The sequence below is a fragment of the Bacillus sp. Leaf49 genome (assembly GCF_001426125.1).
In the GTDB taxonomy this organism is placed as follows: domain Bacteria; phylum Bacillota; class Bacilli; order Bacillales; family Bacillaceae; genus Bacillus; species Bacillus altitudinis.
In genome coordinates this window covers 334,271-359,269 of record NZ_LMRK01000001.1, presented here as the reverse complement: position 1 = coordinate 359,269, position 24,999 = coordinate 334,271, and the positions used below count along the sequence as shown (strand labels likewise).

Here is a 24,999-nt window from a genome sequence, read left to right as displayed (position 1 = left end):
CGATATAATGAAGACGGACAAGGGAAGGGGAAGCATCCCTTTCCCTTTTTCTCTGTATTTATCCGTTCTGCACGATTTCTCGTTTTGATGAGGGCAAAATGGGAAAAGGATAAAGAGAGACTTGTCCAATGCGTAAGGAAACCAGAATAAAGGAGGATCTCCTGACGAGCATGAATAAGAAATCAGTAAAAGACATTGACGTAAAAGGTAAAGTTGTGTTCTGCCGCGTAGATTTTAACGTTCCAATGAAGGACGGAAAAGTGACGGATGATACTCGTATTCGCGCAGCATTACCAACGATTGAGTATTTAACAGGACAAGGCGCAAAGGTACTACTAGCTAGTCATTTGGGTCGTCCTAAAGGTCAAGTTACTGAAGAACTGCGTCTGACACCTGTAGCAAAACGTCTGCAAGAGCTTCTTGGACAAGAAGTGAAAAAAGCAGATGAAGCTTACGGCGACAACGTGAAAAAGCAAATCTCTGACTTAAAAGAAGGAGATGTGCTAGTGCTTGAAAACGTTCGTTTCTATCCTGGTGAAGAAAAGAACGATCCTGAATTATCAAAAGCGTTTGCTGATTTAGCCGATGTGTATGTCAATGATGCGTTCGGTGCTGCACACCGTGCACATGCATCCACAGCTGGTATTGCAGCGTATCTTCCGGCTGTTTCAGGCTTCCTCATGCAAAAAGAGCTTGAGGTTCTAGGAAAAGCCATTTCAAACCCTGATCGCCCATTTACAGCGATTATCGGTGGCGCAAAAGTAAAGGATAAAATCGGTGTGATTGAAAGTCTTCTTGATAAAGTGGACAACCTGATCATCGGCGGCGGGCTTGCTTATACATTTGTCAAAGCACTTGGCCACGAAGTAGGGAAATCTCTATTAGAAGAAGACAAAGTAGATTTAGCGAAATCCTTTATGGACCGTGCAAAAGAAAAAGGCGTGAACTTCCTGATTCCAACAGATGTTCTGGTAGCCGACGACTTTTCAAATGATGCGAATACAAGCATTGTGCCAATCTCTGAAATTCCAAGTGATCTAGAAGCACTTGATATTGGAATAGAGACAAGAGAGAAGTATGCTGATGTTATTAAAAACAGCAAACTTGTTGTCTGGAACGGACCAATGGGTGTATTTGAAATCGATGCATTCGCTAAAGGAACAAAAGCAATCGCAGAAGCACTGGCAGAAGCAAAAGATACATATTCTGTCATTGGTGGTGGAGATTCAGCAGCAGCTGTTGAGAAATTTGGTCTTGCCGATCAGATGAGCCATATTTCTACAGGCGGCGGCGCTTCACTTGAATTTATGGAAGGCAAAGAACTTCCAGGTGTGACTGCATTAAACGATAAATAAGACCAAAACTGCTATAAGGAAGTGTCAATCATGAGAAAACCAATTATAGCTGGGAACTGGAAGATGAACAAAACACTTGGTGAAGCTGTAAGCTTCGTTGAAGAAGTCAAGTCATCTATTCCATCTCCTGACAAAGTGGAATCTATTGTCTGTGCACCAGCCCTTTTCCTTGAAAAGCTGAACAGCCTTTCTAACGGAACAGACCTTAAAATTGGTGCGCAAAACATGCACTTTGAAGAAAATGGTGCATTCACTGGTGAAATCAGCCCTGCTGCGCTTAAAGATCTTGGCATCGGCTACTCAGTGATCGGTCATTCAGAGCGTCGCGAATTTTTCGCTGAAACAGATGAAACAGTGAACAAAAAAGCACATGCTGCATTCAAGCATGGCATCGTTCCAATCATCTGTGTAGGTGAAACGCTTGAAGAGCGTGAAGCAGGCAAAACAAACGAACTTGTCGCTGATCAAGTGAAGAAAGCACTAGCTGGTTTAACGAAGCAGCAAGTCGCTGAATCTGTGATTGCCTATGAGCCAATCTGGGCGATCGGTACAGGTAAATCTTCTACAGCAAAAGATGCAAACGATGTTTGTGCGCACATTCGCCAAACGGTTGCAAGCGAATTTGGTCAAGAAGCGGCAGACAGCCTTCGCATTCAGTATGGCGGAAGCGTGAAACCTGCGAATATTAAAGAATATATGGCAGAATCCGATATTGACGGTGCTTTGGTAGGCGGCGCAAGCTTAGAACCTCAGTCTTTCGTTCAATTATTGGAGGAAGGTCAATATGAGTAAGAAACCAGCTGCATTAATCATCTTAGATGGATTCGGTTTAAGAGGCGAAACAGTCGGTAACGCTGTTGCCCAAGCAAAGAAACCGAACTTCGACCGCTACTGGAACGAATTCCCGCATCAAACCTTAACGGCTTCAGGTGAGGCAGTGGGCCTCCCAGAAGGTCAAATGGGGAACTCTGAAGTTGGACATTTGAACATCGGTGCAGGACGCATCGTGTACCAAAGCTTAACAAGAGTGAATGTGGCCATTCGTGATGGGGAATTTGAGAAAAACGAAACGTTCCTAGATGCAATGACTTATGCAAAAGAAAATGACAAGGCCCTTCATCTATTCGGTCTCTTGTCAGACGGCGGTGTGCATAGCCACATCCAGCATCTTTTTGCCTTGTTGAAACTAGCGAAAAAAGAAGGCTTAACAAAAGTATACATTCACGGCTTCTTAGACGGACGTGATGTTGGTCAGAAGACAGCGAAAGTGTACTTAAAACAGCTTGAAGAACAAATCAAAGAAATCGGTGTCGGAGAAGTCGCAACACTTTCTGGACGCTATTACTCAATGGACCGTGACAAGCGCTGGGATCGTGTGGAGAAAGCATATCGCGCGATGGCGTATGGTGAAGGCCCAAGTTATCAAAACATCTATGATGTCGTTGATGACTCCTATGAAAATGGAATCTACGATGAGTTCGTTATTCCATCTGTCATTACGAGAGAAAATGGTGAGCCGGTAGCAAAAGTAAACGACGGTGACTCTGTGATTTTCTATAACTTCCGTCCAGACCGTGCGATTCAAATTTCAAACACATTCACAAATGAAGATTTCCGCTCGTTTGACCGCGGGGAAGCACATCCGAAGGATTTACACTTCGTCTGCTTCACACACTTCAGTGAAACGGTAGATGGCTATGTGGCTTTCAAACCAGTGAATTTGGATAACACAGTAGGAGAAGTACTTTCTCAAAATGGATTGAAGCAGCTGCGGATTGCTGAAACAGAGAAATATCCTCACGTGACGTTCTTTATGAGCGGTGGGCGTGAAGAAGAATTTCCTGGAGAAGACCGCATCTTAATCAATTCACCAGATGTCGCAACCTATGACCTCAAGCCAGAAATGAGCGCTTATGAGGTAAAGGATGCGCTTGTTGCAGACATCAATGCGGACAAGCATGATGCGATCATTCTGAACTTTGCTAACCCAGATATGGTGGGTCATTCAGGTATGCTTGAGCCAACAATCAAAGCCATTGAAGCAGTAGATGAGTGCTTAGGAGCTGTAGTCGACGCAATCCTAGCAAAAGGCGGACATGCCATCATCACGGCAGACCACGGTAACGCAGACGTGCTCATTACCGAAGAAGGAAAGCCACATACTGCACATACGACAAACCCTGTTCCAGTCATCGTAACGAAAAAAGGGGCGACGCTTAGAGAAGGCGGCATTTTAGCCGATCTATCTCCAACGCTTTTAGACTTACTTGGTCTTGAAAAACCAAAAGAGATGACAGGAACATCATTGATTCAAAAATAACAAATTGATTCAAAAGGAGAGAAATAACGATGCCATACATTGTTGACGTATATGCACGCGAAGTATTAGACTCTCGCGGTAACCCAACAGTTGAAGTAGAAGTTTACACAGAATCTGGCGGCTTTGGCCGTGCACTAGTACCAAGTGGTGCGTCTACTGGTGAATATGAAGCAGTAGAACTACGTGACGGAGACAAAGACCGTTACCTTGGAAAAGGTGTTCTGACAGCTGTAAACAACGTAAACGAAATCATTGCACCAGAGCTTTTAGGCTTTGATGTCACTGAACAAGTAGCAATTGACAAAATGTTAATCGAGCTTGACGGAACTGAAAACAAAGGGAAATTAGGCGCAAACGCAATCCTTGGCGTATCTATCGCTGTAGCACGTGCGGCTGCTGATTTCTTACAAATTCCACTTTACCAATACCTTGGTGGATTCAACTCCAAAACGCTTCCAGTGCCAATGATGAACATCGTCAACGGCGGAGAGCATGCGGATAACAACGTAGACATTCAAGAATTCATGATTATGCCTGTAGGTGCACCGAACTTCCGTGAAGCACTTCGCATGGGCGCACAAATCTTCCATAGCCTGAAATCTGTATTAAGTGCAAAAGGCTTAAACACAGCTGTAGGTGACGAAGGTGGATTTGCTCCAAACCTTGGATCTAACGAAGAAGCACTTCAAACAATCGTAGAAGCGATTGAAAAAGCTGGTTTCAAACCAGGTGAAGAAGTGAAACTTGCGATGGATGCTGCATCTTCTGAGTTCTACAACAAAGAAGACGGTAAATATCATTTATCAGGCGAAGGTGTTGTGAAAACATCTGCTGAAATGGTTGACTGGTATGAAGATATGGTATCGAAATACCCAATCATCTCGATCGAAGACGGACTTGATGAAAACGACTGGGAAGGTCACAAACTATTAACTGAGCGTCTTGGCAGCAAGGTTCAGCTAGTAGGAGACGACTTGTTCGTAACAAATACGAAGAAGCTTTCTGAAGGAATCAAAAACGGCGTTGGTAACTCAATCCTCATCAAAGTAAACCAAATCGGTACATTAACTGAAACATTTGATGCAATCGAAATGGCGAAACGTGCAGGCTATACAGCTGTTATCTCTCACCGTTCTGGTGAAACAGAAGACAGCACAATTGCAGACATTGCAGTTGCAACAAACGCTGGACAAATCAAAACAGGTGCTCCGTCTCGTACGGACCGTGTGGCGAAATACAACCAATTACTTCGCATCGAAGATCAATTGGCTGAAACAGCTCAATACCACGGCATTGCTACATTCTACAACTTGAATAAGTAATGTAAAGCAACGCGCTGCGTGCGCTCTTTTGAAAAGAGCGTATCGCAGCGCTTTTTTTATGTTGAAATAAAGATGCAAAGCTAGCTCAAGCGAATTAGCTCTGCTTCCTTTGTCATATCCTATTTTTGTAAAAAATCATCCTTCAGTCAGAGGCGAAACGATGAGCTTGACGATTTATAAGCAATAAATCATGAAAACTCTACTAAAAATATGATCTGAATTGAACTTATGCTATTTGCATGGGGGTGGTATCATTTTACATATATTAGGGGGTGATGAGATGCTGAATCCTTTTAGCCTTCGTTTTCCAGTAGGCGTGTACATGTATGTCCTTCACCTACTGGAAGCATATGATGAAAGGAAGCAACGAATTCTAACTTCTAAGAACGTACAGAAAAATGCATTTTGGATTTATGTCCTTGCCGCTATCTTAGGCATTGTGACAGTTGCCGCTTTGATTTGGGCATGCAAAACATTTGGAAAAGGCTCGAAATTTTTAGGAGAGTTCAAGTTTTTAGGCCTGTATATTAAAATCAAATGCGGCTTCTAACAAATGGTGAGAACAGATGCGGGGTCATCTGTTCTATCTGAAATAAATGGAGGGACATGATGCTGACATTACACTTAACAGAAAAAACGTATAGCCGCACCTTTTCTCTCCGCGATATTCAGTTAAATGTAGAGAAAGGACGTATGCTTCTGCTTTTGGGGCATAATGGTGCAGGAAAGACCACGATGATTCAGTCTATGTTTGGACTAACACCATTTACGGGGTTTGTCTCTTTACATGGTAAACAGCTGAATTTTCAATCCTCAGCACATATCTCCTTTTTGAAAGAACATGTTTCCTATATTCCTGATGATCATGCTTTGTTTGATTATTTAACGCCGAGAGAATATTTTCATTTACTCCAGCTTCCAGACAAACGAAATGGACCTCGAGAAGAGGCCTTCGTCGATCTTTTTGAGCTGAAACCTTATATGGATCAGCCAATTGCCCAGTTGTCTCATGGCAATCAAAAGAAAACCCAAATCATTTCACAGCTCCTTAGGCCTTGTGATTATTATGTATTCGACGAGCCTACAAATGGACTTGATCCAGATATGATGATCATCTTAAAAAAGGTGCTCATGAAGCTGAGAGATCAAGGCGCAGGCATTCTCATTTCTACCCATCATTTGGGCTTTGGTGAGACATTGTATGATCACCTCATGATCTTAAGAAACGGTGATATCAAGCTGGATATGTCACGTCAAGAAACAAACAAAACATTCCCTCATCAAGCACTTGAGGATATTTATAAAGAAGTGAATCAAGATTACTATATGCAGGTGGAGAGGTTGCTCAATGACTTGGACACGACACGTTCTTCATAAAATAGAATGGGGCATGCTCACAACGAAAATCAAGCAGCTCGGCAAAAAATATCCTTTGCAGCTTCTCGCCGCAGCCGTTTTTATGTTGCTGATCTACTCCATATACGTTGTCATGAGCCTGCGTTTTTTTATGCAAGTAGGGGAGAACGAACCAGTTGCTTTATACCTTCAATTTGTGAAAATGACCCTGCTGCTTTTGGGAGCAGGTATTGTCTTTTCCCGTCATAAAATGAAGCGTCAAGAGTATCAGTTCTTCTTTTTGAATAGTGCGATGCAAAGTGTCTCATTTGTCCTTTGTGTGTATTTCTTTCCGGTGCTGTTTTGTTTCATCATGCTTGGTCTGCTTTTTTTACCCATCCTATTAGGACTGATCATTAGCGGCGTTACACTATCTTTGTATTGGATCATTGTGGTAGGGATCACTTGCTATGGATTGGCGCTCTATACGCTTGCTTCTTGGATGCTGATACGCATTGGTGTGAGCCATTTTATATCAAAAACAAAAGAGCATTTACTGCTGCAAACGCTCGGATTTGTGACGCTTGGTGCTTTCGTGTTTCTCCTTTTTCAAAAAGCGGTTGAGATGATTCACGTATGGCCGTCTATCTATCTTGTATTTCTGATGATCTTTCTATGTGCAGGGTGGTTTTGGCTGAAGGGCTTGGCGGCTTGTTATGTCAATCGGATGTTTTTGCAGCTAAAGGTAGAGGTGAAGTCGTTTTCTTACCAAAAAATCAGATCGGATTCTTCATTTTTCACACATCTGCGGCAGGAGCTTGTTTATTTTAGCCGATCAGCTGTGTTTAAAGAACAAGGTATTTTGTTCCTGTTTCTTGTCTGTTTCACGATAGGTCTCCCATTGATCTTTACTCCGGCAGAGACTGGCTGGCTGTATGCTTTTATTGTGCAGTTTGCCTTAAAGGAGATCCTTATTATGCTTCCTCTGATGATTGGCAGGGAATATCATCTCCATCAGCGAGCCATTTTTATGTTAAATACATCAAAGGGTGCCTATTTATTATCAAGAATTTTATTTTATTACACAATGAATGTATTGATTTATTTTGTCTATATCGGGCTTGCTTATTTCATGATAGCGGTCGAAAGTGAAGGGCACGGTTTGGCGAGTTTGTCCATTTTATTGATCACTGTCATGGCGGCATGTGTCGGGTTTGTCGTGAAGATTAGTGAATTTAATAAACTGTTTGTGATCGTGATGATGATTGCTGTGTTCAGTATGTTGGATATGCTTTTAGTCCAGTGGCTTTCAGCAAATACCCAGCTGCTCTCAACTGCCTATATGGCTTGTTCAGCCGCATTCTTCATCTTCATATATGCTGCCATGCTAAAGAGGCCGATTGTACGATGATGACGCTTTTATTTTGCTTAATAGCAGTTGTGCTCATTCATGAACTCGGTCATATCCTGATGGTGATGGTGTGCAACAAAATCGAAAAAAAACCCATCTTTGATTTTGTGGTGATGATCGATTGGAAGCACGTGTCGATTGTCCATGAGAAATTTTCACGGCCGGGTTTTAATGTGATGGTGGCACTTGCAGGTCCTGTGTTTCCAGTGATCTGCTCGGGTGTGCTTTTCTTCATGTGGGGGCATCCATTGACGCATCCATTGCTGCTTTTTTCTTTATTAAATACAGTGATGCTGCATCCAGCTTGCCCAGACGGGAAAAATGCCATCGCCAGTTTAAAAGAGATGAAAGGAGAGAACTAAATGGTTAAAGTATTTCATTCGTTTTCTAGCGGCTTAACGCTTGCGATGCTTTATGTGTTTGCTGTGTTTATGACGCCAGTATTTTTAATGCTGCTAGAGGTTCATCATGTTGAATCAAGTCCAACTCTCTTTGGTATGCCATTTTATATCATGAAAATTGAACAGTATCAATTCAGCTCAGAGGCAACGCTCTTTGGGTGCGTGGTCTGTTTTTTAGCGGGTGCCGCTCTCTACTTCTTGATTCAATATGTGATTCATGCAGTGAAAAAGAGCAGAACATAAAAAAAGCAGGCTGAATGAAGTCAGTCTGCTTGAAGAACGAGTGACAACCGCACCATATCCATACACTGAATACCGTTCTCATAAATCGGTTCATCATAGTGTTTCAGAAAGAAATCGTGATCGATAGACGCCATGCGAAAACCGCATTTTTGATAAAGGGCGAGCTGCTGAATACTAGAGTTGCCTGTGCCAATTTCAATTGTATGAAAGCCAGCTGCCTTGGCTTCTGAAATAGCATGGCGGATCAGCTGCTTCCCAATTCCTCTACCTTGCCATGACTCCTTCACGGCGACATTCATGATTTCCACTGTCTGCTGAGACAGAGGCGTCAGAACATACACACCAATCATGTCCTGTTTATGAAAAGCAACATAACAAGAACCAGATTGTACATAGGCAAGGACTTTTTCAGTTGAAGGGTCAGCTAATAGTAAAAGATCCATAGGAACAGATTGATCATGAGACAATGGCCGAATCTGTATCAAATCATTTCATCCTCTCTATTCTTTGATATACCCTTGTTTAACACCCCAATCATATTGATCCTGCACCCATTGAGAAGGAGGATGATGGGTGACATTTGGGTCCTTTTTGACAGTTGCTTTCCTAGTCGTTTGTGCTGCCTGCTTATTCGCTTGAGCCGTTGCTTTCGCTGATGCCAGTTCTTTTTGAAGCTGGTCTATTTTCAATTCAAGCGCTTTACGTTGTTTGATTTCTTTTTGATGCGCCTTCTTTTCTTTCTTCAGCTTGTTTGTGACGGTGGACAATTCCTTTTTTTGACCATCCATTTCATCTTTCATATCCGTTCCTTTTGACTTTAATTGTGTCAGCTGCTCATCATTCTTTCTCATTTCTTGTTGGTGTTTATTCTCTGATGCGGTGAGCGACTGCTGCTGCCACACAATCCAGCCAGTTGCACCTAGGATGATCACAGACAAGACAATGATCGTGATGTTTTTTTTCATGTTCTATTCCCCTTTCGTTAAACCTCTATTATCATCGGTTAAAACAAACCAGGTTTTAACAGAACAAGGGAATATTCGCATCAGATTAGCAGACACTATGAAAAAAGGAGGGTGTCTGTTGATTTCCTTTATGATTCATGTCATTGTGTCACTATTTGCTGTCTCAAACCCCATTGGAAACGTGCCTCTTTTCATCACTTTAACAGAAGGCTACTCAGAAAAAGAACGATCCCAGACGGCCAAAAAAGCGATTGTTGTGTCTTTTATGATTTTGATTGCCTTTCTTTTGGCAGGCAGGCTCATTTTCAAATTGTTTGGCATTGATATCCATGCACTCCGTATCGCCGGAGGTATTTTTATTTTTGGTATCGCTTACAATTTGCTAAATGCAAAAGAATCACATGTTCAAAACCCTCATTCGGATGAAAAGGCAGAGAGCAAAGAGAAGGCTGATGTTTCGGTGACCCCACTCGCCATTCCGATCATTGCAGGACCTGGTACAATTGCGACCGTCATGAGCTTAACCCCAGGAAGCCACCAAGTAACGCTTCATCTGCTTGCGATTCTTATTGGCATTGTGGTCGTACTTGCCATGACCTATTATGCATTTCATTATTCGAGTTTCATTATGCGAAAAATGGGGAAAACAGAGATGAATGTCGTGACACGATTAATGGGATTGATTCTAGCTGTTGTGGCAGTTGAGATGATAGGCGCAGGCATCAAAGGGATGTTCCCAATGCTGATGTCATAAGTGTATATAAAAAAGCTGTTTTTTTCTACAAAATTGTAAAATAAAACAGCTTTTTTTAAGGTTTTGGCACATGTTGAAATACTTCTTCACTTTCAAAGAACTCAATTAAACGGCTAATCCAGTCATAATAATCGAGACTTTCCTTGATTTCTGAAAGAAGAAGATTGATTTTATCTACTGTTTCTTCTGGCAGGTCATCTTGTTCAAGCAGCTCCAGCAATTCCTTGCATGTCTTCTTATGTGCCTTGCGATTTTTGCTGACAACACGTGACCAATTGGCTGCAAACAGTGAAATGAAGGTTTGATATTGATCTTGCTCAACTTCATATAAATCTTTGCGTATTCCTTTTTCATAAACCTTTTCAGCAATATTCAAATCAAGCATTTCTCGAACGACTTGACTCATTCTTGTTTTGCTCATGCCGGTCGCCTCTGAGAGCTCACCGAGCGTCATTGGTTTACGGTTCATATGAATGATACCAAGCACTCTACCTACTGTGGCAGAAAGACCAAAGGCATTCATGTTCTCGGCAGCTTTTTCAATATAATGATCCTGTGCTTTTTGAATGGCGCCTAACGCTTGCTTGTCCATTCCCCGCTTCATCCCTTCACGACTGACAATTTGTAACACAATATATCATATACCTGTTTGTTGATGAAAACAATAAATATTGAGTATTTGCTCGTAAGTTGGAGGAAAAAGGAGGGATCAGTACATATCAGGCCGTTAACTGAAAATTTTAAATAAATCTTATGCAATACAAACACATCGTAAACTTTTTATTTTATAAAGTTTGCACTATAATAAATAAGGTGTAAATTTTCTGAAAATATATATCCGACTAATTGGAGGTGTCTCATTTGCTGAAACTAGAGAATGTATCTAAGACGTATAAAGGCGGAAAAAAAGCTGTCAAAAATATTGATTTAGAAATAGCAAAAGGAGAATTTATTTGTTTTATTGGACCGAGTGGCTGTGGTAAAACGACAACCATGAAGATGATTAACCGACTGATTGAACCTTCCTCAGGAAACATATTCATCGAGGGAGAAAACATTATGAAAAAAGATCCAGTCCAATTAAGAAGAGAAATTGGTTATGTGATTCAGCAAATTGGACTTTTCCCTCATATGACCATCGCACAAAACATTTCCCTTGTGCCGAAGCTGCTGAAGTGGCCGGAAGAAAAACGAAAAGAACGAGCGCGTGAATTGCTCAAACTCGTTGACATGGGGCCGGAATACTTAGAGCGTTACCCTCATGAACTCAGTGGAGGACAGCAGCAGCGTATCGGCGTTCTTCGCGCACTCGCAGCAGAACCCCCTTTAATCCTGATGGATGAACCATTTGGAGCACTTGACCCAATTACAAGAGATTCATTGCAGGAAGAATTTAAGAAACTGCAAAAAACGTTAAATAAAACAATCGTTTTCGTCACACATGACATGGATGAAGCGATTAAACTTGCAGACCGCATTGTCATTTTAAAAGATGGAGAGATTGTCCAAGTGGGCACGCCAGATGATATTTTACGTAACCCTGTGAACGAATTCGTAGAAGAATTCATCGGGAAAGAACGTCTACTTCAGTCAAACCCGAATATGGAACGTGTGGAACAAATGATGAACACGTCCCCAGTCACAATTACCGTCGAAAAAACATTGACAGATGCCATCTTTATTATGAGAGAAAAGCGGGTTGATTCCCTGCTTGTCGTTGATGAAAATCATGTGCTGAAAGGCTATATCGACATTGAAACCATCGATGCAAACCGCAGAAAAGCAGCCTTCGTTGGCGATATTTTAAATACAGAATTTTATACAGTACAAGAAGGTGCACTTCTTAGAGATACTGTCCGAAAGATCTTAATACGCGGCATTAAATATGTACCGGTTGTCGACGCAACAGGGCACTTAAAAGGCATCGTCACACGTGCAAGTCTTGTAGATGTCGTATATGACTCTATTTGGGGAGAAGATACCCCGGAGGCTGTCACTGAAATGAACTAAGGGAGGTGTACACATGGATCAAATCATCGATTTTCTTGAGAAAAATGGTGGGGAACTCCTCACAAAAATGTGGGAGCATTTATACATTTCTTTAATTGCCGTTGTGTTAGGCATTATCGTGGCCGTTCCTTTAGGCGTCATTCTTACACGAATGAAAAGAGGCGCCGGTTTTGTCATCGGCATCGTGAATATCTTTCAAACACTCCCTAGTTTAGCGATTCTTGCATTTTTTATTCCTATTTTGGGAGTTGGAAAAATACCTGCGATCGTTGCGCTATTTTTCTATTCCGTTTTGCCTATTTTAAGAAATACGTATGCCGGTGTTCAAGGTGTGAACAAAAACTTGCTTGAATCTGGTAAAGGAATCGGCATGACGACATGGGAACAAATTCGTCTTGTTGAACTGCCGCTTGCTGTTCCGGTCATTATGGCAGGGGTCAGAACCTCAACGATTTATTTAATTGGGTGGACAACACTTGCTGCTTTTATCGGTGGAGGCGGTCTTGGTGACTACATTTTAATTGGGCTTCAGCTTTACCAGCCGGAATACATTATTGCGGGTGCGATCCCTGTCACTATTTTAGCGGTCATCATTGACCTTATATTGATGAAGCTTGAGAAAAAAGTAACACCAGAAGGCTTAAAAGGATTGAAGGAAGTTTCATAAGGAGTTGGCTCATGTGAAGAATCGAAAAACAAAATGGATCAGTGCACTGCTTGCCGGATGCTTGCTATTCATAAGTGGCTGTTCACTTCCTGGACTAGCCGGCTCTTCAGGGAGCACGCTGCGAATCGGGGCACAAAACTTTACAGAATCAGAAATTATGGCCTATATGGTGGGAGACATCATTGAGCATTACACAGATAAAAAGACAACCATTGTGAAGAATTTAGGCTCAAATACCGTCCAGCAGAAAGCAATGGAAAACGGGGATGTCGACATTTCGGCAACACGATATACAGGCACGGATTTAACAAGTACGCTAGGAATGGATGCAGAAAAAGATCCAAAGCGTGCAATGGAAATCGTCCAGAAAGAATTCAAAAAACGCTATGATTACAAATGGTTTGATTCCTATGGGTTTGATAATACGTATGCCTTTGCTGTGACGCAGAAGATGGCGAAGGAAAACAACCTAGAAACAGTCTCTGATTTAAAAAAGAATGCCAAAAATTATCGCTTCGGTGTGGATAATATTTGGCTGAAAAAGAAAGGTGACGGTTACGAAGGGTTTGTGAAAACATACGGAATTGAATTTGGAAGCACTTTTCCGATGCAGATCGGTCTAGTCTATGACGCATTGAAAAATGAAAAAATGGATATTGTGCTTGCCTATTCAACAGATGGCCGGATCAAAGCGTATAATCTCAAAATCTTAAAAGATGATAAACGATTCTTCCCACCATACGATGCATCACCAGTTGTCCCTGAGAAGGTATTAAAAGAAAATCCAGGACTGGACAAGGTGATCAACAGGTTGATTGGAAAAATCGATACCGAACAAATGCAAGAGCTCAATTATCAAGTCGATGGAGAACTAAAAGAACCAGCGACTGTTGCTAGAGATTTTCTAAAGAAACACAATTACTTTGAGTAAGATTGGGAGGTGTCAGAGCTGATGGACACACTACAGCAATTATGGGCGTATTATCAACAGAACGGTTCATATGTGTTAGAAGAATTTTACCGGCATTTCCTCATGTCAGCGTATGGGGTATTGTTTGCGGCAATTGTCGGAATACCAGTCGGCATCTTTGTGGCGCATTACCGCAAATTGAGCAATTGGGTGTTCGCGATAACCAATGTCATTCAAACCATTCCAGCGTTAGCGATGCTTTCTGTGTTGATGCTTGTATTAGGACTTGGCGCAAATACAGTCATCTTATCACTCTTTTTATATTCGCTTCTGCCAATTATCCGTAACACGTACACAGGTATTGTCAGCATTGAGCATGCCTATTTAGAATCGGGGAAAGCGATGGGCATGACGAAATGGCAAGTGCTGAGAATGGTTGAATTACCGCTTGCTTTATCTGTCATTATGGCTGGTTTAAGAACCGCACTTGTGATCGCAATCGGTATTACAGCGATTGGGACATTTGTTGGTGCTGGAGGACTTGGGGATATTATCATCAGAGGATCAAACGCGACAAACGGAACAGCCATTATTTTAGCAGGTGCTATTCCAACTGCGCTCATGGCCATTATTGCCGACCTTGTCATGGGCTGGCTTGAACGCTATTTAAGCCCAACCAACAAGAAAAAAGAAAGCAAGGCGTTAGCTGAAAAAAACATGACATCCGCATAAATGCTTGAAAAGACAAAACCTCCTCTACATCTGTAGGGGAGGTTTTTTTATCATGATTAGGCGGCTCACATCAGGATACATTTATGATTCAAGTGTGATCCATTCAGAGGACCACTTCGCAATTTCCTCAAAAACGGGTGCAAGTGAACGCCCCATATCAGTTAATGAATACTCAATACGCACGGGTGTTTCAGCAAAAACATCCCGTTTTACAATGCCTGCTGCTTCCAGCTCTTTTAATCTCTCAGATAAAACCCTTCCGCTTAAATTGGTCAGAGCTGCTTCGATTTCACTAAAGCGCTGTGAACCTGAGAGAAGCTGAAAAACAATCAGTGCCACCCAGCGTTTACTTAATAACTCAACTGCTTTTTCAAACCGCGGGCACATATCAGATTGATTCATCTTTCTTCACTCCAATCTGAACCCATTATACCGTAATTCTGTCAAAAATCGGCGCAAAAAGCTTGTCAATGATCAAAACATTTTACGATGACGAACGGCTGTTTAGTAGAAATAACAAATAGCGATTTAAATCCTCTATCTCATGTTTAGAAAGGGTGGACCATATGTCCCCATTAAATATTTCAAGATCATCAAGTTCATATTGCTCTGCCGCTTCTTTTATTTGGGTAAAAGCCGTTTCTTCTTCCTTTATGACATAGCCAGAAGATGCTTCTTCAATATACCCTGCAGCCTGCATCATGTCCTCATAAGGTACTTTTAATGCACCTGCTAGTTTTTTAATTGTAGGAGGTTTCGGAATGCCGCGTTTCCCGTTTTCAATCCGAGAAATACCAGCAGCGCTGACCTCTGAATACATCGCTAATTGGTTCACCGATAGTTTCCTTTTCTCACGTAATGCTCTTAAATATGCACCGAAGTTCATCAACTCAAAACCTCACATGGTTAAAGATTAGTTATCTCTAGTGTACTCGATTTGTTGACTATTGGCAATAAGTGTACCATGAAAATATTGACATTAGTTAATGGTGGATGTATCTTATGTTTATGCCCCGCTATTTGTTCGCCTTTTTTTGGTTAATGAGCGTGAGAAAGTATTGATTCAGCTGGCTGATGTCTTGTGCGGTGAGTGTTTCCCATTGGTCTCCATCGAAAATAGGGAGATGTTCTACATCCTTTTGAAGCGCCGTTTGATAGATTTTTAATATGGATTCATATTTCGGTTTCATTTCATGCACTTTTTCCTGTTCAATATAACCGGCAAGCAGCATTAAATCCTCATAAGGCACCTTCAAAGCGCGTGCTAATTTTTTTATGGTTAAAGGCTTTGGCACACCACGCTTTCCATTCTCAATCCGAGAAATACCGGCAGCGCTTACGCCTGAATACATGGCGAGTTGATTGACAGACATCTTTCTATTCTCTCTTAAAATGCGTAATTGTTCACCAAAGTGATTCATGTCATCGAACCTCACATTTCAGTATATGACTTATTTTAGTATGATCATTGACCAAAGGAAATAGAAAGGGCGTAAAAGTGTTGACATAAGTTAATGAATCCGGGAGATATGAGAGTCCTACATGTTGTACATATTGATCCTATAGGAGGTTGTAATGATGGTCGAAAAGATTCAGATCAGGCGGGCTTTTGTGATGCAGTATATGATTGAAAACGATATGTCTTTAAATCAGCTCGCAGATGAAATTGGCATTTCTCCTGCCACACTCAGCAGGGTATTGAATGGTCACCGGAAACCAGGACAGCTTGTCATTGGCAAAATGATTCATTACTTTGATAAAAAATTTGAAGATTTATTTTACTATGAAGATGTTGACAAAAGTCAATAAACGAAATCATCGTATGATTATTAAGGAGGCGGCTTCATTGAAAAGAACTGGAATGGTAAGACACATTGATTCGCTTGGCAGAATTGTTCTGCCTTCAGAAATGCGAAAGGTACTCAATATAAAAGAAGAGCAGCTATTAGAAATTTTCATTGAAGATCAAACCATTATGCTGAAAAAATATGATGCAGATAAGAGCTGCTTATTAACTGGCAAGATAACGAAATTCAACAAAAGCTATGGAAATGGCAACGTCGTGCTGAGTCCAGAAGGAGCTGAACGGCTGTTAGTAGAATTAAAACAGCTCTTAAAAGAAGAAGCAACTCGCTAAAAACGTTTTTTAACCTCAAAAATTGCATATAAAAAATGCTGCATACAATCCATTGGAGCGAAATTGAATCAAAATGACAAATAAAGTCGACAATATATAGGAAATCTTTATTTTGATGTTTCGTGACATGCACCTTGTTTTCATGTAAAATAAAGTTATGTGTACCAGTTTGTCTGGAGGTGTTTTTATGCACGCATTTGTTATCACATTACTCGTAATTGTCAGTATCGCACTTATCATCGTTGTATTATTACAATCAAGTAAAAGTGCAGGACTGTCAGGCGCTATTTCAGGTGGAGCCGAGCAGCTTTTCGGTAAGCAAAAAGCGAGAGGTCTTGACTTGATTCTTCACCGATTAACTGTCATTTTGTCAGTGCTTTTCTTCATCTTAACACTTGCATTGGCATATTTAGGCGTGTAGGCGCGAGTAACAGAAGGTCTGATCTTTTTTCAGACCTTTTTTTATTATCAGCACTCTTTTGTGTTTGTTTCATACATACAAGTGGAAAATATAAACCATATCAGAAGGAAAGGAAGTCACATCATGAAAGTTGTTACACCAAAACCATTTACGTTTAAAGGTGGAGAAAAGGCGGTGCTTCTTCTTCACGGTTTTACTGGGAATACAGCCGATGTTCGCATGCTTGGACGCTATTTAAATGAAAGAGGCTATACATGCCATGCACCTCAATACAAAGGACACGGTGTACCGCCAGAGGAGCTTGTTCATACAGGTCCTACAGATTGGTGGAAAGATGTAGAAGAAGGCTATCAATTTTTAAAAGACGAAGGTTATGAGGAAATTGCGGTCTGCGGACTATCCCTCGGAGGAGTTTTTTCATTGAAATTAGGTTACACTGTACCTGTAAAGGGAATTGTACCTATGTGTGCACCTATGTACATAAAAAGTGAAGAAGTCATGTACCAGGGTGTACTAGATTATGCCCGTAACTATAAAAAATTCGAGGGTAAGTCAGAGGATCAAATTGAGCAAGAGATGGAAGAGTTCAAGAAAACACCAATGGGTACACTCAAGGCTCTTCAAGAACTCATTGCAGATGTCAGAAACAATGTTGACATGATTTATTCACCTACTTTTGTTGTTCAGGCACGTCATGATCATATGATTAATACAGACAGTGCAAACATTATTTATAACGAAGTAGAGACTGATGAAAAACATTTAAAGTGGTATGAAGAATCGGGCCATGTTATCACGCTTGATAAAGAGCGAGAGAAGGTTCATCAGGATGTATATGCATTCTTAGAATCACTCGATTGGTCAATTTAAATATATAGGGGGTTAGAGTGTGCAAAAAGAAGAATTTATGGATGAATTACTTGCGTTTATGCAAGAAGAGGCGTACAAACCATTAACGGTACAGGAATTAGAAGTCATGATGGAAATTACCAATCCAGATGATTATAAAGAGCTCGTCAAAGCACTTGTGATATTAGAGGATCAGGGGCTTATCGTCCGTACCCGCAGCGACCGCTATGGTGTACCGGAAAAAATGAACTTGGTCAAAGGGAAGCTGTCTGCGCATGCAAAAGGATTTGCATTTGTGACACCAGAAGAGTTTGGACAGGATGATATTTTCATTCCGCCAAATGAGCTAGGCACAGCAATGAATGGCGACACCGTCATGGTTCGTGTCAGCCACAAATCAAATGGCACCAAAAAAGAAGGAACGGTCATCCGTATACTAGAGCGTAATACTCAGACGGTTGTCGGTACCTATACAGAAACGAAAAGTTTTGGTTTTGTCATTCCTGATGATAAAAAAATCACAAACGATATCTTCATTCCAAAATCCGCTAAAAACGGAGCGGTTGAAGGTCATAAAGTCGTTGTCACGCTGACAAGCTATCCAGAAGGAAGAATGAGCGCAGAAGGTGAAGTGACGGAAATCCTTGGTCACAAAAATGACCCTGGCATCGATATTTTGTCGATTATTCATAAACACGGGCTGCCAGGTGAGTTTCCGGAAGAAGCGCTTCAGCAGGCAGTAGACACACCTGAAACGATCGATGAAAAGGACCTTGAAGGTAGACGTGATCTGCGCAATGAAACGATTGTGACGATTGATGGTGCAGATGCAAAGGACTTGGATGATGCCGTAACCGTGCAAAAGCTCGATGATGGCAAATATAAGCTCGGCGTGCACATTGCAGACGTTTCTCATTATGTTACAGAGAATTCGCCGATTGATCAGGAAGCCTATGAGCGCGGAACGAGTGTGTATCTTGTCGACCGCGTCATTCCAATGATTCCTCATCGCCTGTCAAATGGCATTTGCTCATTGAATCCGAAGGTTGATCGTCTCACACTCTCTTGTGAAATGATCATTGATCGAAGTGGGAAAGTCGTCAAACACGAAATTTTCCAAAGCGTGATCAAAACGACGGAAAGAATGACCTATTCCGATGTGAATAAGATTTTAGTTGACCAAGACGAAGAGCTTTTAGACAAATACGAGCCGTTAGTACCAATGTTCCAAGAGATGGAGAAGCTTGCAGAAATTCTGCGTGACAAGCGAATGGAGCGTGGAGCAGTCGACTTTGATTTCAAGGAAGCAAAAGTGCTTGTAGATGATGAAGGCGCAGCAAAAGACGTCGTCATTCGTGAGCGTTCTGTTGCCGAAAAACTAATTGAAGAATTCATGCTGGTGGCAAACGAAACAGTTGCCGAGCATTTCCACTGGATGAATGTTCCGTTCATTTACCGAATTCACGAAGAACCAAATCCTGAGAAGCTTCAGCGCTTTTTAGAATTCGTGACGACGTTTGGTTACATCGTCAAAGGAACGTCAACGAACATTCACCCGCGTGCACTTCAAAGTGTACTTGATGCCGTCCGTGATCAGCCGGAAGAAGTCGTGATTCAAACTGTGATGCTTCGCTCAATGAAACAGGCGAAGTATGATCCAGAAAGCATTGGCCATTTTGGATTATCAACGGAATTCTATACACACTTCACATCGCCGATCCGTCGTTACCCGGATTTAATCGTGCATAGGCTGATCAGAACCTATTTAATAGAGAAAAAGACAGACGAAGCAACCCTTGAAAAATGGGGTCAATTGTTGCCAGAAATCGCAGATCATGCATCTACAATGGAGCGCCGCTCTGTTGATGCTGAGCGCGAAACAGATGACCTGAAAAAGGCAGAGTTTATGCTTGATAAAATCGGTGAAGAGTTTGATGGTATGATTAGTTCCGTCACGAATTTCGGACTATTCGTTGAACTGCCGAATACGATAGAAGGTCTTGTCCATGTGAGCTACATGACAGACGATTACTATCGTTTTGATGAACAGCACTTTGCCATGATCGGTGAGCGGACAGGGAATGTATATCGCATCGGTGACGAAATTACTGTCAAAGTGGTGAGTGTGAATAAAGATGAGCATTCCATTGATTTTGAAATCGTCGGGATGAAAGGCACTCGCCGTAAATCACCAAAAGACTTCAAGTTCAAAAAACGGACAGATCCACCAGCCAAAAAAGGACGCGGAGCTCAAAAGGCCTCTGGGGAAAAAGGCAAAGAGGATAAAGGCGGCGACTGGTTTACAGGTCGTAAAAAGAAGAAAAAGAAAAAACGCGTATTTGATAACGCACCGAAACAAAAGCGCAAAAAGAAAAAGTAACGTGACAAAAAGCAAATAGGGCATCACGCTCTATTTGCTTTTTGACCACGTGGCAGCAGCATTGTCGAAAGCTGGATTGTTTGATAAAATAATCCGTACGATTTGGACCGTGTCTGTGTCAAAAGGAGGGTGTACGCCAATGCCAAAGGGAGAGGGAAAGGTTGTTTCCCAAAACAAAAAAGCCAACCATGATTATTTTATAGAAGAAACATACGAAGCCGGCCTTGTATTACAAGGAACTGAAATCAAATCCATTCGAGCAGGAAAAGTGAATTTAAAAGATTCCTTTGCCAAAATCGAACGGGGAGAAGTGTTTCTTCACAATATGCACGTGAGCCCATACGAGCAGGGTAACCGTTATAACCATGATCCGCTCAGAACGAGAAAGCTGCTGCTCCACCGCAAACAAATCAGTAAATTGATTGGTGCGACAAAGGAAGAGGGCTACTCACTTGTTCCCATTAAACTCTATTTGAAAAATGGCTTTGCCAAAGTGCTAATTGGAGTCGGTAAAGGGAAGAAGAAATACGATAAACGTGAAGATCTGAAGAAAAAGGATGCGAAACGTGAAATCGAGCGTGCTTTCCGTGACCGGCAAAAGCAATTTTAGCCTGATGCAGATGGCTTGCTGAGAGCGGAAGCATTATGCTACAATATGTTATGCAGTAAACAATCATCGTCGTCTTTTTACAGAAATCACCAGTTGTTTCGAGCGATGAGATTGTTATAATAGTCATATACGGAAGCAGTTAAGCAAAGAACGTTTCCATCCCGTATATCCCTTTTACAAGGGGACGTTACGGATTCGACAGGGATGGTTCGAGCTTAGGCTGCGAGCCGAGAGGCGATCTCGTTAACACGCACCTAAATGTAACTGGCAAAACTAAAAGTTTTAACCAAAACTTAGCACTAGCTGCCTAATAAGCGCAGCGAGCTCTTCCTGACATCGCCTATGTGTCTGTGAGGAGCCCAATGAAGTAGGCTACGCTTACGTTTTCGTCTGAGGACGTAAGAAGAGATCCATCAGACTAGCTCTCCAAGCGCCCGTCAGCAGGCATGAGGATGAGTGAACACGTAAATATGTTGACTACGCTCGTAGACGCTTAAGTAATCGATGTCTCTGGACGTGGGTTCGACTCCCACCGTCTCCATACATATGATTTCGAAGGAAATCAATGAGGTCAAAGTCCTTTCATATCAAGGGTTTTGGCTTTTTTCTATTGTCGGTGATTTATAAAATTTACAATGTAGCGAGCTAATAATAAGAGTTCTTTATATCAGGTTGATCTGAAGAGTTACTAATTCCAATGTCTTTGGTTAAAGTTTCTATTTTTTGGAGTTACGTTTTGTTGTTGGAACATTTATAATTGAATATATATTGCATTATTTTTACAAGAATTATTTTCGAGAAAATAAATTTAAAATGAGGTACATAACATGATCAACTTCCAAGATAAAGTAAGCTTCATTTGGTCAATTGCAGAGATTTTACGTGGGCCATATAAGCCAGAAGATTACGGTGAAATTATTTTGCCACTAGCTGTATTACGCCGTTTTGACTGCGTATTAGAAAGCACAAAAGAAGAAGTGTTAGTGAAAGCAGAGCAGTATCCAAATATGACAGATGAAGCACGTGAGCAGATTTTAAATCGTGTTTCTAAGCAAAACTTTCACAACATAAGTAAGTATGATTTTAACAAGCTATTAACAGACGCTGATAATATCGCTGATAACTTACGTGACTATATAAATGGTTTCTCAAAAGTGGCTCGTGATATCATGGAGCACTTCGATTTCGATCGCCAAATCGATAAGCTTGATCAAAATGACTTATTATACTTAACGATTAAACGTTTTAGTGAAATCGATTTACATCCAGAAACCGTTTCAAACATTGAGATGGGTTATGTATTTGAGGAACTAATTCGTCGTTTCAATGAGTATGCAGAAGCAGGGGATCATTACACGCCACGTGAAGTTATTCGTTTAATGACACATTTATTATTTTTACATGATGATGCGAGTATTTTAACGAAACCAGGTTTAACACAAACGTTGTATGACTGTGCAGCTGGTACAGGTGGTATGGGTTCAGTTGCGCAAGAATATTTACTTAATCAAAATCCAACAGCACATTTAGAATTTTTCGGTCAAGAAATTAACCCTGAATCCTATGCGATTTGTAAGGCAGACTTACTTATTAAAGGTGAAGATGCACGTAACATTCGTTTAGGAAACACATTATCAAACGATCAATTCCCACATGATACATTCGATTACTTAATTTCAAATCCACCTTACGGAGTGGACTGGAAATCATATGAAAAGGCGATTAAAAATGAACATGAGAAACAAGGTTTTGATGGTCGTTTCGGACCTGGTACGCCTCGTACAAGTGACGGGCAGCTATTATTCCTCATGCACTTAATATCAAAAATGAAGCCAGTCACAGTAGAAAACCCACAAGGCTCTCGTTTAGCCATTATTATGAATGGTTCGCCATTATTTACAGGTGATGCAGGTTCTGGTGAAAGCGAAATTCGAAAGTATGTACTTGAAAACGACTTAGTAGAAGGGATTGTGGCACTGCCGAACGACCTTTTCTACAACACAGGCATTGCAACGTACATTTGGATTTTAACAAACAATAAAGCACCTCTTTATAAAGGGAAAGTACGGTTAGTCAATGCAGTAGACTTCTCGAAAAAAATGAAAAAGTCGATGGGGAGCAAACGGAACGAAATTACAGAAGAGCAAATTAACGAGATTGTTCGTTTATACGGCGATGCACAGCCAAACGAGTACGTGAAGATTTTTGAGAATGAAGACTTTGGTTATTCGAAAATTACAGTAGAACGTCCATTACGTTTAAACTTCCAAGTAAATGAAGAGCGCTTGGCACGTGTTGTAGAGCAAAAAGGCTTTGCGAACTTAGCAATATCGAAGAAAAAAGGCGATGCAGGTCACTTTGAAATTGAAGAAGGTAAGAAGCTGCAAACGCAAATTTTATATGTTTTACGCACGTTAGAAAGCGATACAGTATATAAAAATCGTGACGAGTTCACGAAAGTACTAAAAGATGCATTGGAGCAAGCGGGTATTACTATTGGGGCACCTGTATTAAAAGCAATTTTAGCTGGTCTATCAGAAAAAGATGAAACAGCTGATGTATGTATGAAAAATAAAACAGACATCGAGCCAGATACAGACTTACGTGATACTGAAAATGTACCTTTAAAAGAGAACATTCATGACTATTTTGCACGTGAAGTATTACCACATGTACCAGACGCATGGATTGATGAATCAAAAACAAAAATCGGCTACGAAATTCCATTCACTCGCCAATTCTACAAATACACAGCATTACGCAGTTCAACTGAAATTATGGACGAGATTCGTGCATTAGAATCGGAGATTGCTGAGCAATTGAAGAAGGTGATCGGGTGAGTAGAGAGTTAAAAGATTCAGGAGTAGAATGGATAGGAAAAATACCCGCAAACTGGTCTATTGAAAAAATTAAGTATACAACGTATGTTAAAGGTAGAATTGGTTGGCAAGGTTTAAAATCTGATGAATTCACCGATGAAGGACCTTATTTAGTTACAGGAAAGGATTTTATCGGAAAAAATGTTAATTGGGAAAGCTGTCATCATATTTCCAGTGAAAGATATCATGAAGCCCAACCTATTCAACTTAAAGAAAATGATTTATTAATTACTAAAGATGGAACTATTGGTAAAACAGCTATTGTTAGAGATATGCCAGATAAAGCTATTTTAAATAGTGGCATTTTTGTAACGAGATCAGCTAAATATGAAGTTGATTTTATGTATTGGATGCTTAATTCTCAAGTCTTTGATAAATATATTAAATTCTTTGAAACAGGTTCTACAATTAAACATTTATATCAAGAAACATTTGAAAATTTTTCTTATCCTTTACCTACACGAATAGAACAAAAAAGAATAAATTTATTTTTAAACCGTAAAATTAAACTAGTAGATGAAGTTATTAAAAATAAGGGAAACATGATGACACTTTTGGAAAAACAACGCCAATCGATCATCACAGAAGCTGTTACAAAAGGTTTAAATCCCAATGTGAAAATGAAAGATTCAGGTGTTGAGTGGATCGGTGAGATTCCTGAGCACTGGGAAGTTACAAAAATTAAGTATACTACCTATGTAAAAGGACGAATAGGTTGGCAAGGTTTAAAGTCGGATGAATTTATTGATAAAGGCCCTTTTTTAGTAACTGGAACAGACTTTTTACAGGGATATGTGAATTGGGATACTTGTTATCATATTAGCGAGAAACGATATAATGAAGCGCCTCCTATTCAATTACAGGAAAATGATTTATTGATAACCAAAGATGGTACTATTGGTAAATTGGCTATTGTGAAAGAAATGCCATATAAAGCAATCTTGAACAGCGGTGTGTTCGTTACAAGACCATTCCTTAATAAATATTTATCTAAATATATGTATTGGCTATTAAGTTCAGCTATTTTTGATAAATATATTAAATTTATGGAAACTGGTTCAACAATTAAACATTTATACCAAGAGACATTTGTTAATTTTTCTTATCCAATACCATCAACAGTTGAACAAACCGAAATTTTAAATTACTTAGATATTAAAATTGGTGAAATAGATAGTATTAAATCAAATCTAGTGAAGCAAATCGAAAAACTAAAAGAATACCGCCAAGCTCTTATCTACGAAGCAGTAACAGGCAAAATCGACGTACGTGATATGGAACTTGATGAAGTGAGGTGA

General features: G+C 40.6%; 28 protein-coding genes and 1 other RNA gene. 23 read left to right on the top strand and 6 right to left on the bottom strand.

All coding sequences use genetic code 11. The annotated features are described in order from the left end of the window. Window positions 1–170: 170 nt before the first annotated feature. The 9 genes from ASG46_RS01940 (at window position 171) to ASG46_RS01900 (ending at window position 8,387) form a co-directional block, all read left to right on the top strand. On the top strand, window positions 171–1,355 hold the full coding sequence (locus ASG46_RS01940; RefSeq protein ID WP_024719840.1) for a phosphoglycerate kinase: 1,185 nt from the start codon (window positions 171–173) through the stop codon (window positions 1,353–1,355). A 30-nt stretch (window positions 1,356–1,385) separates the two neighbouring features. Then, a complete protein-coding gene (gene tpiA / locus ASG46_RS01935; protein ID WP_017359213.1) occupies window positions 1,386–2,147 on the top strand; it encodes a triose-phosphate isomerase in 762 nt (253 codons plus the stop codon). Next, the gene (gene gpmI, locus ASG46_RS01930; protein ID WP_017359214.1) at window positions 2,140–3,675 is read left to right on the top strand and encodes a 2,3-bisphosphoglycerate-independent phosphoglycerate mutase; all 1,536 of its coding nucleotides are present in this window, start codon (window positions 2,140–2,142) and stop codon (window positions 3,673–3,675) included. The genes tpiA and gpmI overlap by 8 nt, the downstream gene beginning before the upstream one ends. Before the next feature lie 29 nt (window positions 3,676–3,704). After that, window positions 3,705–4,997: a phosphopyruvate hydratase gene (gene eno / locus ASG46_RS01925; protein ID WP_003212752.1), complete on the top strand. Its 1,293-nt coding sequence runs from the start codon at window positions 3,705–3,707 to the stop codon at window positions 4,995–4,997. 280 nt (window positions 4,998–5,277) lie between these two features. Next, complete coding sequence (locus ASG46_RS01920; RefSeq protein ID WP_056702794.1) at window positions 5,278–5,547, top strand: hypothetical protein; 270 nt, start codon at window positions 5,278–5,280, stop codon at window positions 5,545–5,547. 59 nt (window positions 5,548–5,606) lie between these two features. Next, window positions 5,607–6,374, top strand: a complete 768-nt coding sequence (locus ASG46_RS01915; RefSeq protein ID WP_024719839.1) for an ATP-binding cassette domain-containing protein — start codon at window positions 5,607–5,609, stop codon at window positions 6,372–6,374. Continuing rightward, window positions 6,346–7,743 carry a hypothetical protein gene (locus ASG46_RS01910; RefSeq protein WP_056702790.1) on the top strand — a complete coding sequence of 466 codons (1,398 nt, stop codon included), beginning with the start codon at window positions 6,346–6,348 and terminating at the stop codon, window positions 7,741–7,743. The genes ASG46_RS01915 and ASG46_RS01910 overlap by 29 nt, the downstream gene beginning before the upstream one ends. Next, window positions 7,740–8,105, top strand: a complete 366-nt coding sequence (locus ASG46_RS01905) for a hypothetical protein (protein WP_056702786.1) — start codon at window positions 7,740–7,742, stop codon at window positions 8,103–8,105. Before ASG46_RS01910 ends, ASG46_RS01905 begins: the two co-directional genes overlap by 4 nt. Continuing rightward, entirely contained in the window at window positions 8,106–8,387 is a 282-nt protein-coding gene (locus tag ASG46_RS01900; protein WP_008347692.1) for a hypothetical protein, read from the top strand. It begins immediately after the preceding gene. A gap of 20 nt (window positions 8,388–8,407) precedes the next feature. Here ASG46_RS01900 and ASG46_RS01895 read toward each other — a convergent pair whose 3' ends face one another. Both ASG46_RS01895 and ASG46_RS01890 read right to left on the bottom strand, forming a co-directional pair. Continuing rightward, window positions 8,408–8,872 (bottom strand): GNAT family N-acetyltransferase, encoded by a 465-nt coding sequence (locus ASG46_RS01895; RefSeq protein ID WP_017359218.1) that lies wholly within the window; start codon window positions 8,870–8,872, stop codon window positions 8,408–8,410. Window positions 8,873–8,887: 15 nt separating this feature from the next. Beyond that, window positions 8,888–9,352, bottom strand: a complete 465-nt coding sequence (locus ASG46_RS01890) for a hypothetical protein (protein WP_056702783.1) — start codon at window positions 9,350–9,352, stop codon at window positions 8,888–8,890. Between the two features lie 118 nt (window positions 9,353–9,470). On the opposite strand from ASG46_RS01890, the gene ASG46_RS01885 reads away from it, so the two are divergent. Further along, complete coding sequence (locus tag ASG46_RS01885) at window positions 9,471–10,106, top strand: MarC family protein (RefSeq protein ID WP_024719834.1); 636 nt, start codon at window positions 9,471–9,473, stop codon at window positions 10,104–10,106. Between the two features lie 55 nt (window positions 10,107–10,161). On the opposite strand, the gene ASG46_RS01880 is transcribed toward ASG46_RS01885, so the two are convergent. Further along, entirely contained in the window at window positions 10,162–10,698 is a 537-nt protein-coding gene (locus tag ASG46_RS01880; protein ID WP_056702780.1) for a GbsR/MarR family transcriptional regulator, read from the bottom strand. A 269-nt stretch (window positions 10,699–10,967) separates the two neighbouring features. On the opposite strand from ASG46_RS01880, the gene ASG46_RS01875 reads away from it, so the two are divergent. From ASG46_RS01875 to ASG46_RS01860, 4 genes are read left to right on the top strand one after another with little or no spacing between them, the layout of a single operon-like run. Next, complete coding sequence (locus ASG46_RS01875; RefSeq protein WP_056702777.1) at window positions 10,968–12,116, top strand: betaine/proline/choline family ABC transporter ATP-binding protein; 1,149 nt, start codon at window positions 10,968–10,970, stop codon at window positions 12,114–12,116. A 13-nt stretch (window positions 12,117–12,129) separates the two neighbouring features. Beyond that, window positions 12,130–12,783 (top strand): ABC transporter permease, encoded by a 654-nt coding sequence (locus ASG46_RS01870; protein ID WP_041507781.1) that lies wholly within the window; start codon window positions 12,130–12,132, stop codon window positions 12,781–12,783. A 13-nt stretch (window positions 12,784–12,796) separates the two neighbouring features. Further along, a complete protein-coding gene (locus ASG46_RS01865) occupies window positions 12,797–13,714 on the top strand; it encodes an osmoprotectant ABC transporter substrate-binding protein (protein ID WP_008347678.1) in 918 nt (305 codons plus the stop codon). A gap of 21 nt (window positions 13,715–13,735) precedes the next feature. Then, the gene (locus tag ASG46_RS01860; protein WP_008347676.1) at window positions 13,736–14,425 is read left to right on the top strand and encodes an ABC transporter permease; all 690 of its coding nucleotides are present in this window, start codon (window positions 13,736–13,738) and stop codon (window positions 14,423–14,425) included. Between the two features lie 81 nt (window positions 14,426–14,506). On the opposite strand, the gene ASG46_RS01855 is transcribed toward ASG46_RS01860, so the two are convergent. From ASG46_RS01855 to ASG46_RS01845, 3 genes are all read right to left on the bottom strand, one after another. After that, complete coding sequence (locus ASG46_RS01855; protein ID WP_056702773.1) at window positions 14,507–14,827, bottom strand: winged helix-turn-helix transcriptional regulator; 321 nt, start codon at window positions 14,825–14,827, stop codon at window positions 14,507–14,509. 82 nt (window positions 14,828–14,909) lie between these two features. Beyond that, a complete protein-coding gene (locus ASG46_RS01850) occupies window positions 14,910–15,311 on the bottom strand; it encodes a helix-turn-helix domain-containing protein (protein WP_056702770.1) in 402 nt (133 codons plus the stop codon). Window positions 15,312–15,441: 130 nt separating this feature from the next. Next, window positions 15,442–15,846, bottom strand: coding sequence for a helix-turn-helix domain-containing protein (locus ASG46_RS01845; protein ID WP_007500204.1), 405 nt, complete (start codon window positions 15,844–15,846; stop codon window positions 15,442–15,444). Window positions 15,847–16,000: 154 nt separating this feature from the next. On the opposite strand from ASG46_RS01845, the gene ASG46_RS01840 reads away from it, so the two are divergent. The 9 genes from ASG46_RS01840 to ASG46_RS01805 all read left to right on the top strand — a co-directional run bounded on the left by ASG46_RS01840 (window position 16,001) and on the right by ASG46_RS01805 (window position 24,999). Continuing rightward, window positions 16,001–16,234, top strand: coding sequence for a helix-turn-helix domain-containing protein (locus ASG46_RS01840; RefSeq protein WP_008347669.1), 234 nt, complete (start codon window positions 16,001–16,003; stop codon window positions 16,232–16,234). 37 nt (window positions 16,235–16,271) lie between these two features. Beyond that, a complete protein-coding gene (locus ASG46_RS01835) occupies window positions 16,272–16,562 on the top strand; it encodes an AbrB/MazE/SpoVT family DNA-binding domain-containing protein (protein ID WP_056702767.1) in 291 nt (96 codons plus the stop codon). A 187-nt stretch (window positions 16,563–16,749) separates the two neighbouring features. Beyond that, entirely contained in the window at window positions 16,750–16,983 is a 234-nt protein-coding gene (gene secG / locus ASG46_RS01830; protein ID WP_003212746.1) for a preprotein translocase subunit SecG, read from the top strand. 123 nt (window positions 16,984–17,106) lie between these two features. Further along, window positions 17,107–17,853, top strand: a complete 747-nt coding sequence (locus ASG46_RS01825; protein ID WP_008347663.1) for an alpha/beta hydrolase — start codon at window positions 17,107–17,109, stop codon at window positions 17,851–17,853. 19 nt (window positions 17,854–17,872) lie between these two features. Further along, on the top strand, window positions 17,873–20,212 hold the full coding sequence (rnr, locus tag ASG46_RS01820) for a ribonuclease R (protein WP_056702764.1): 2,340 nt from the start codon (window positions 17,873–17,875) through the stop codon (window positions 20,210–20,212). Between the two features lie 139 nt (window positions 20,213–20,351). Then, the gene (gene smpB / locus ASG46_RS01815; RefSeq protein ID WP_008347658.1) at window positions 20,352–20,822 is read left to right on the top strand and encodes an SsrA-binding protein SmpB; all 471 of its coding nucleotides are present in this window, start codon (window positions 20,352–20,354) and stop codon (window positions 20,820–20,822) included. Between the two features lie 180 nt (window positions 20,823–21,002). Further along, window positions 21,003–21,366: a transfer-messenger RNA gene (gene ssrA, locus ASG46_RS20370) on the top strand. Window positions 21,367–21,649: 283 nt separating this feature from the next. After that, window positions 21,650–23,662: a type I restriction-modification system subunit M gene (locus ASG46_RS01810; protein WP_056702761.1), complete on the top strand. Its 2,013-nt coding sequence runs from the start codon at window positions 21,650–21,652 to the stop codon at window positions 23,660–23,662. Then, window positions 23,659–24,999, top strand: coding sequence for a restriction endonuclease subunit S (locus ASG46_RS01805; RefSeq protein WP_056702759.1), 1,341 nt, complete (start codon window positions 23,659–23,661; stop codon window positions 24,997–24,999). Before ASG46_RS01810 ends, ASG46_RS01805 begins: the two co-directional genes overlap by 4 nt.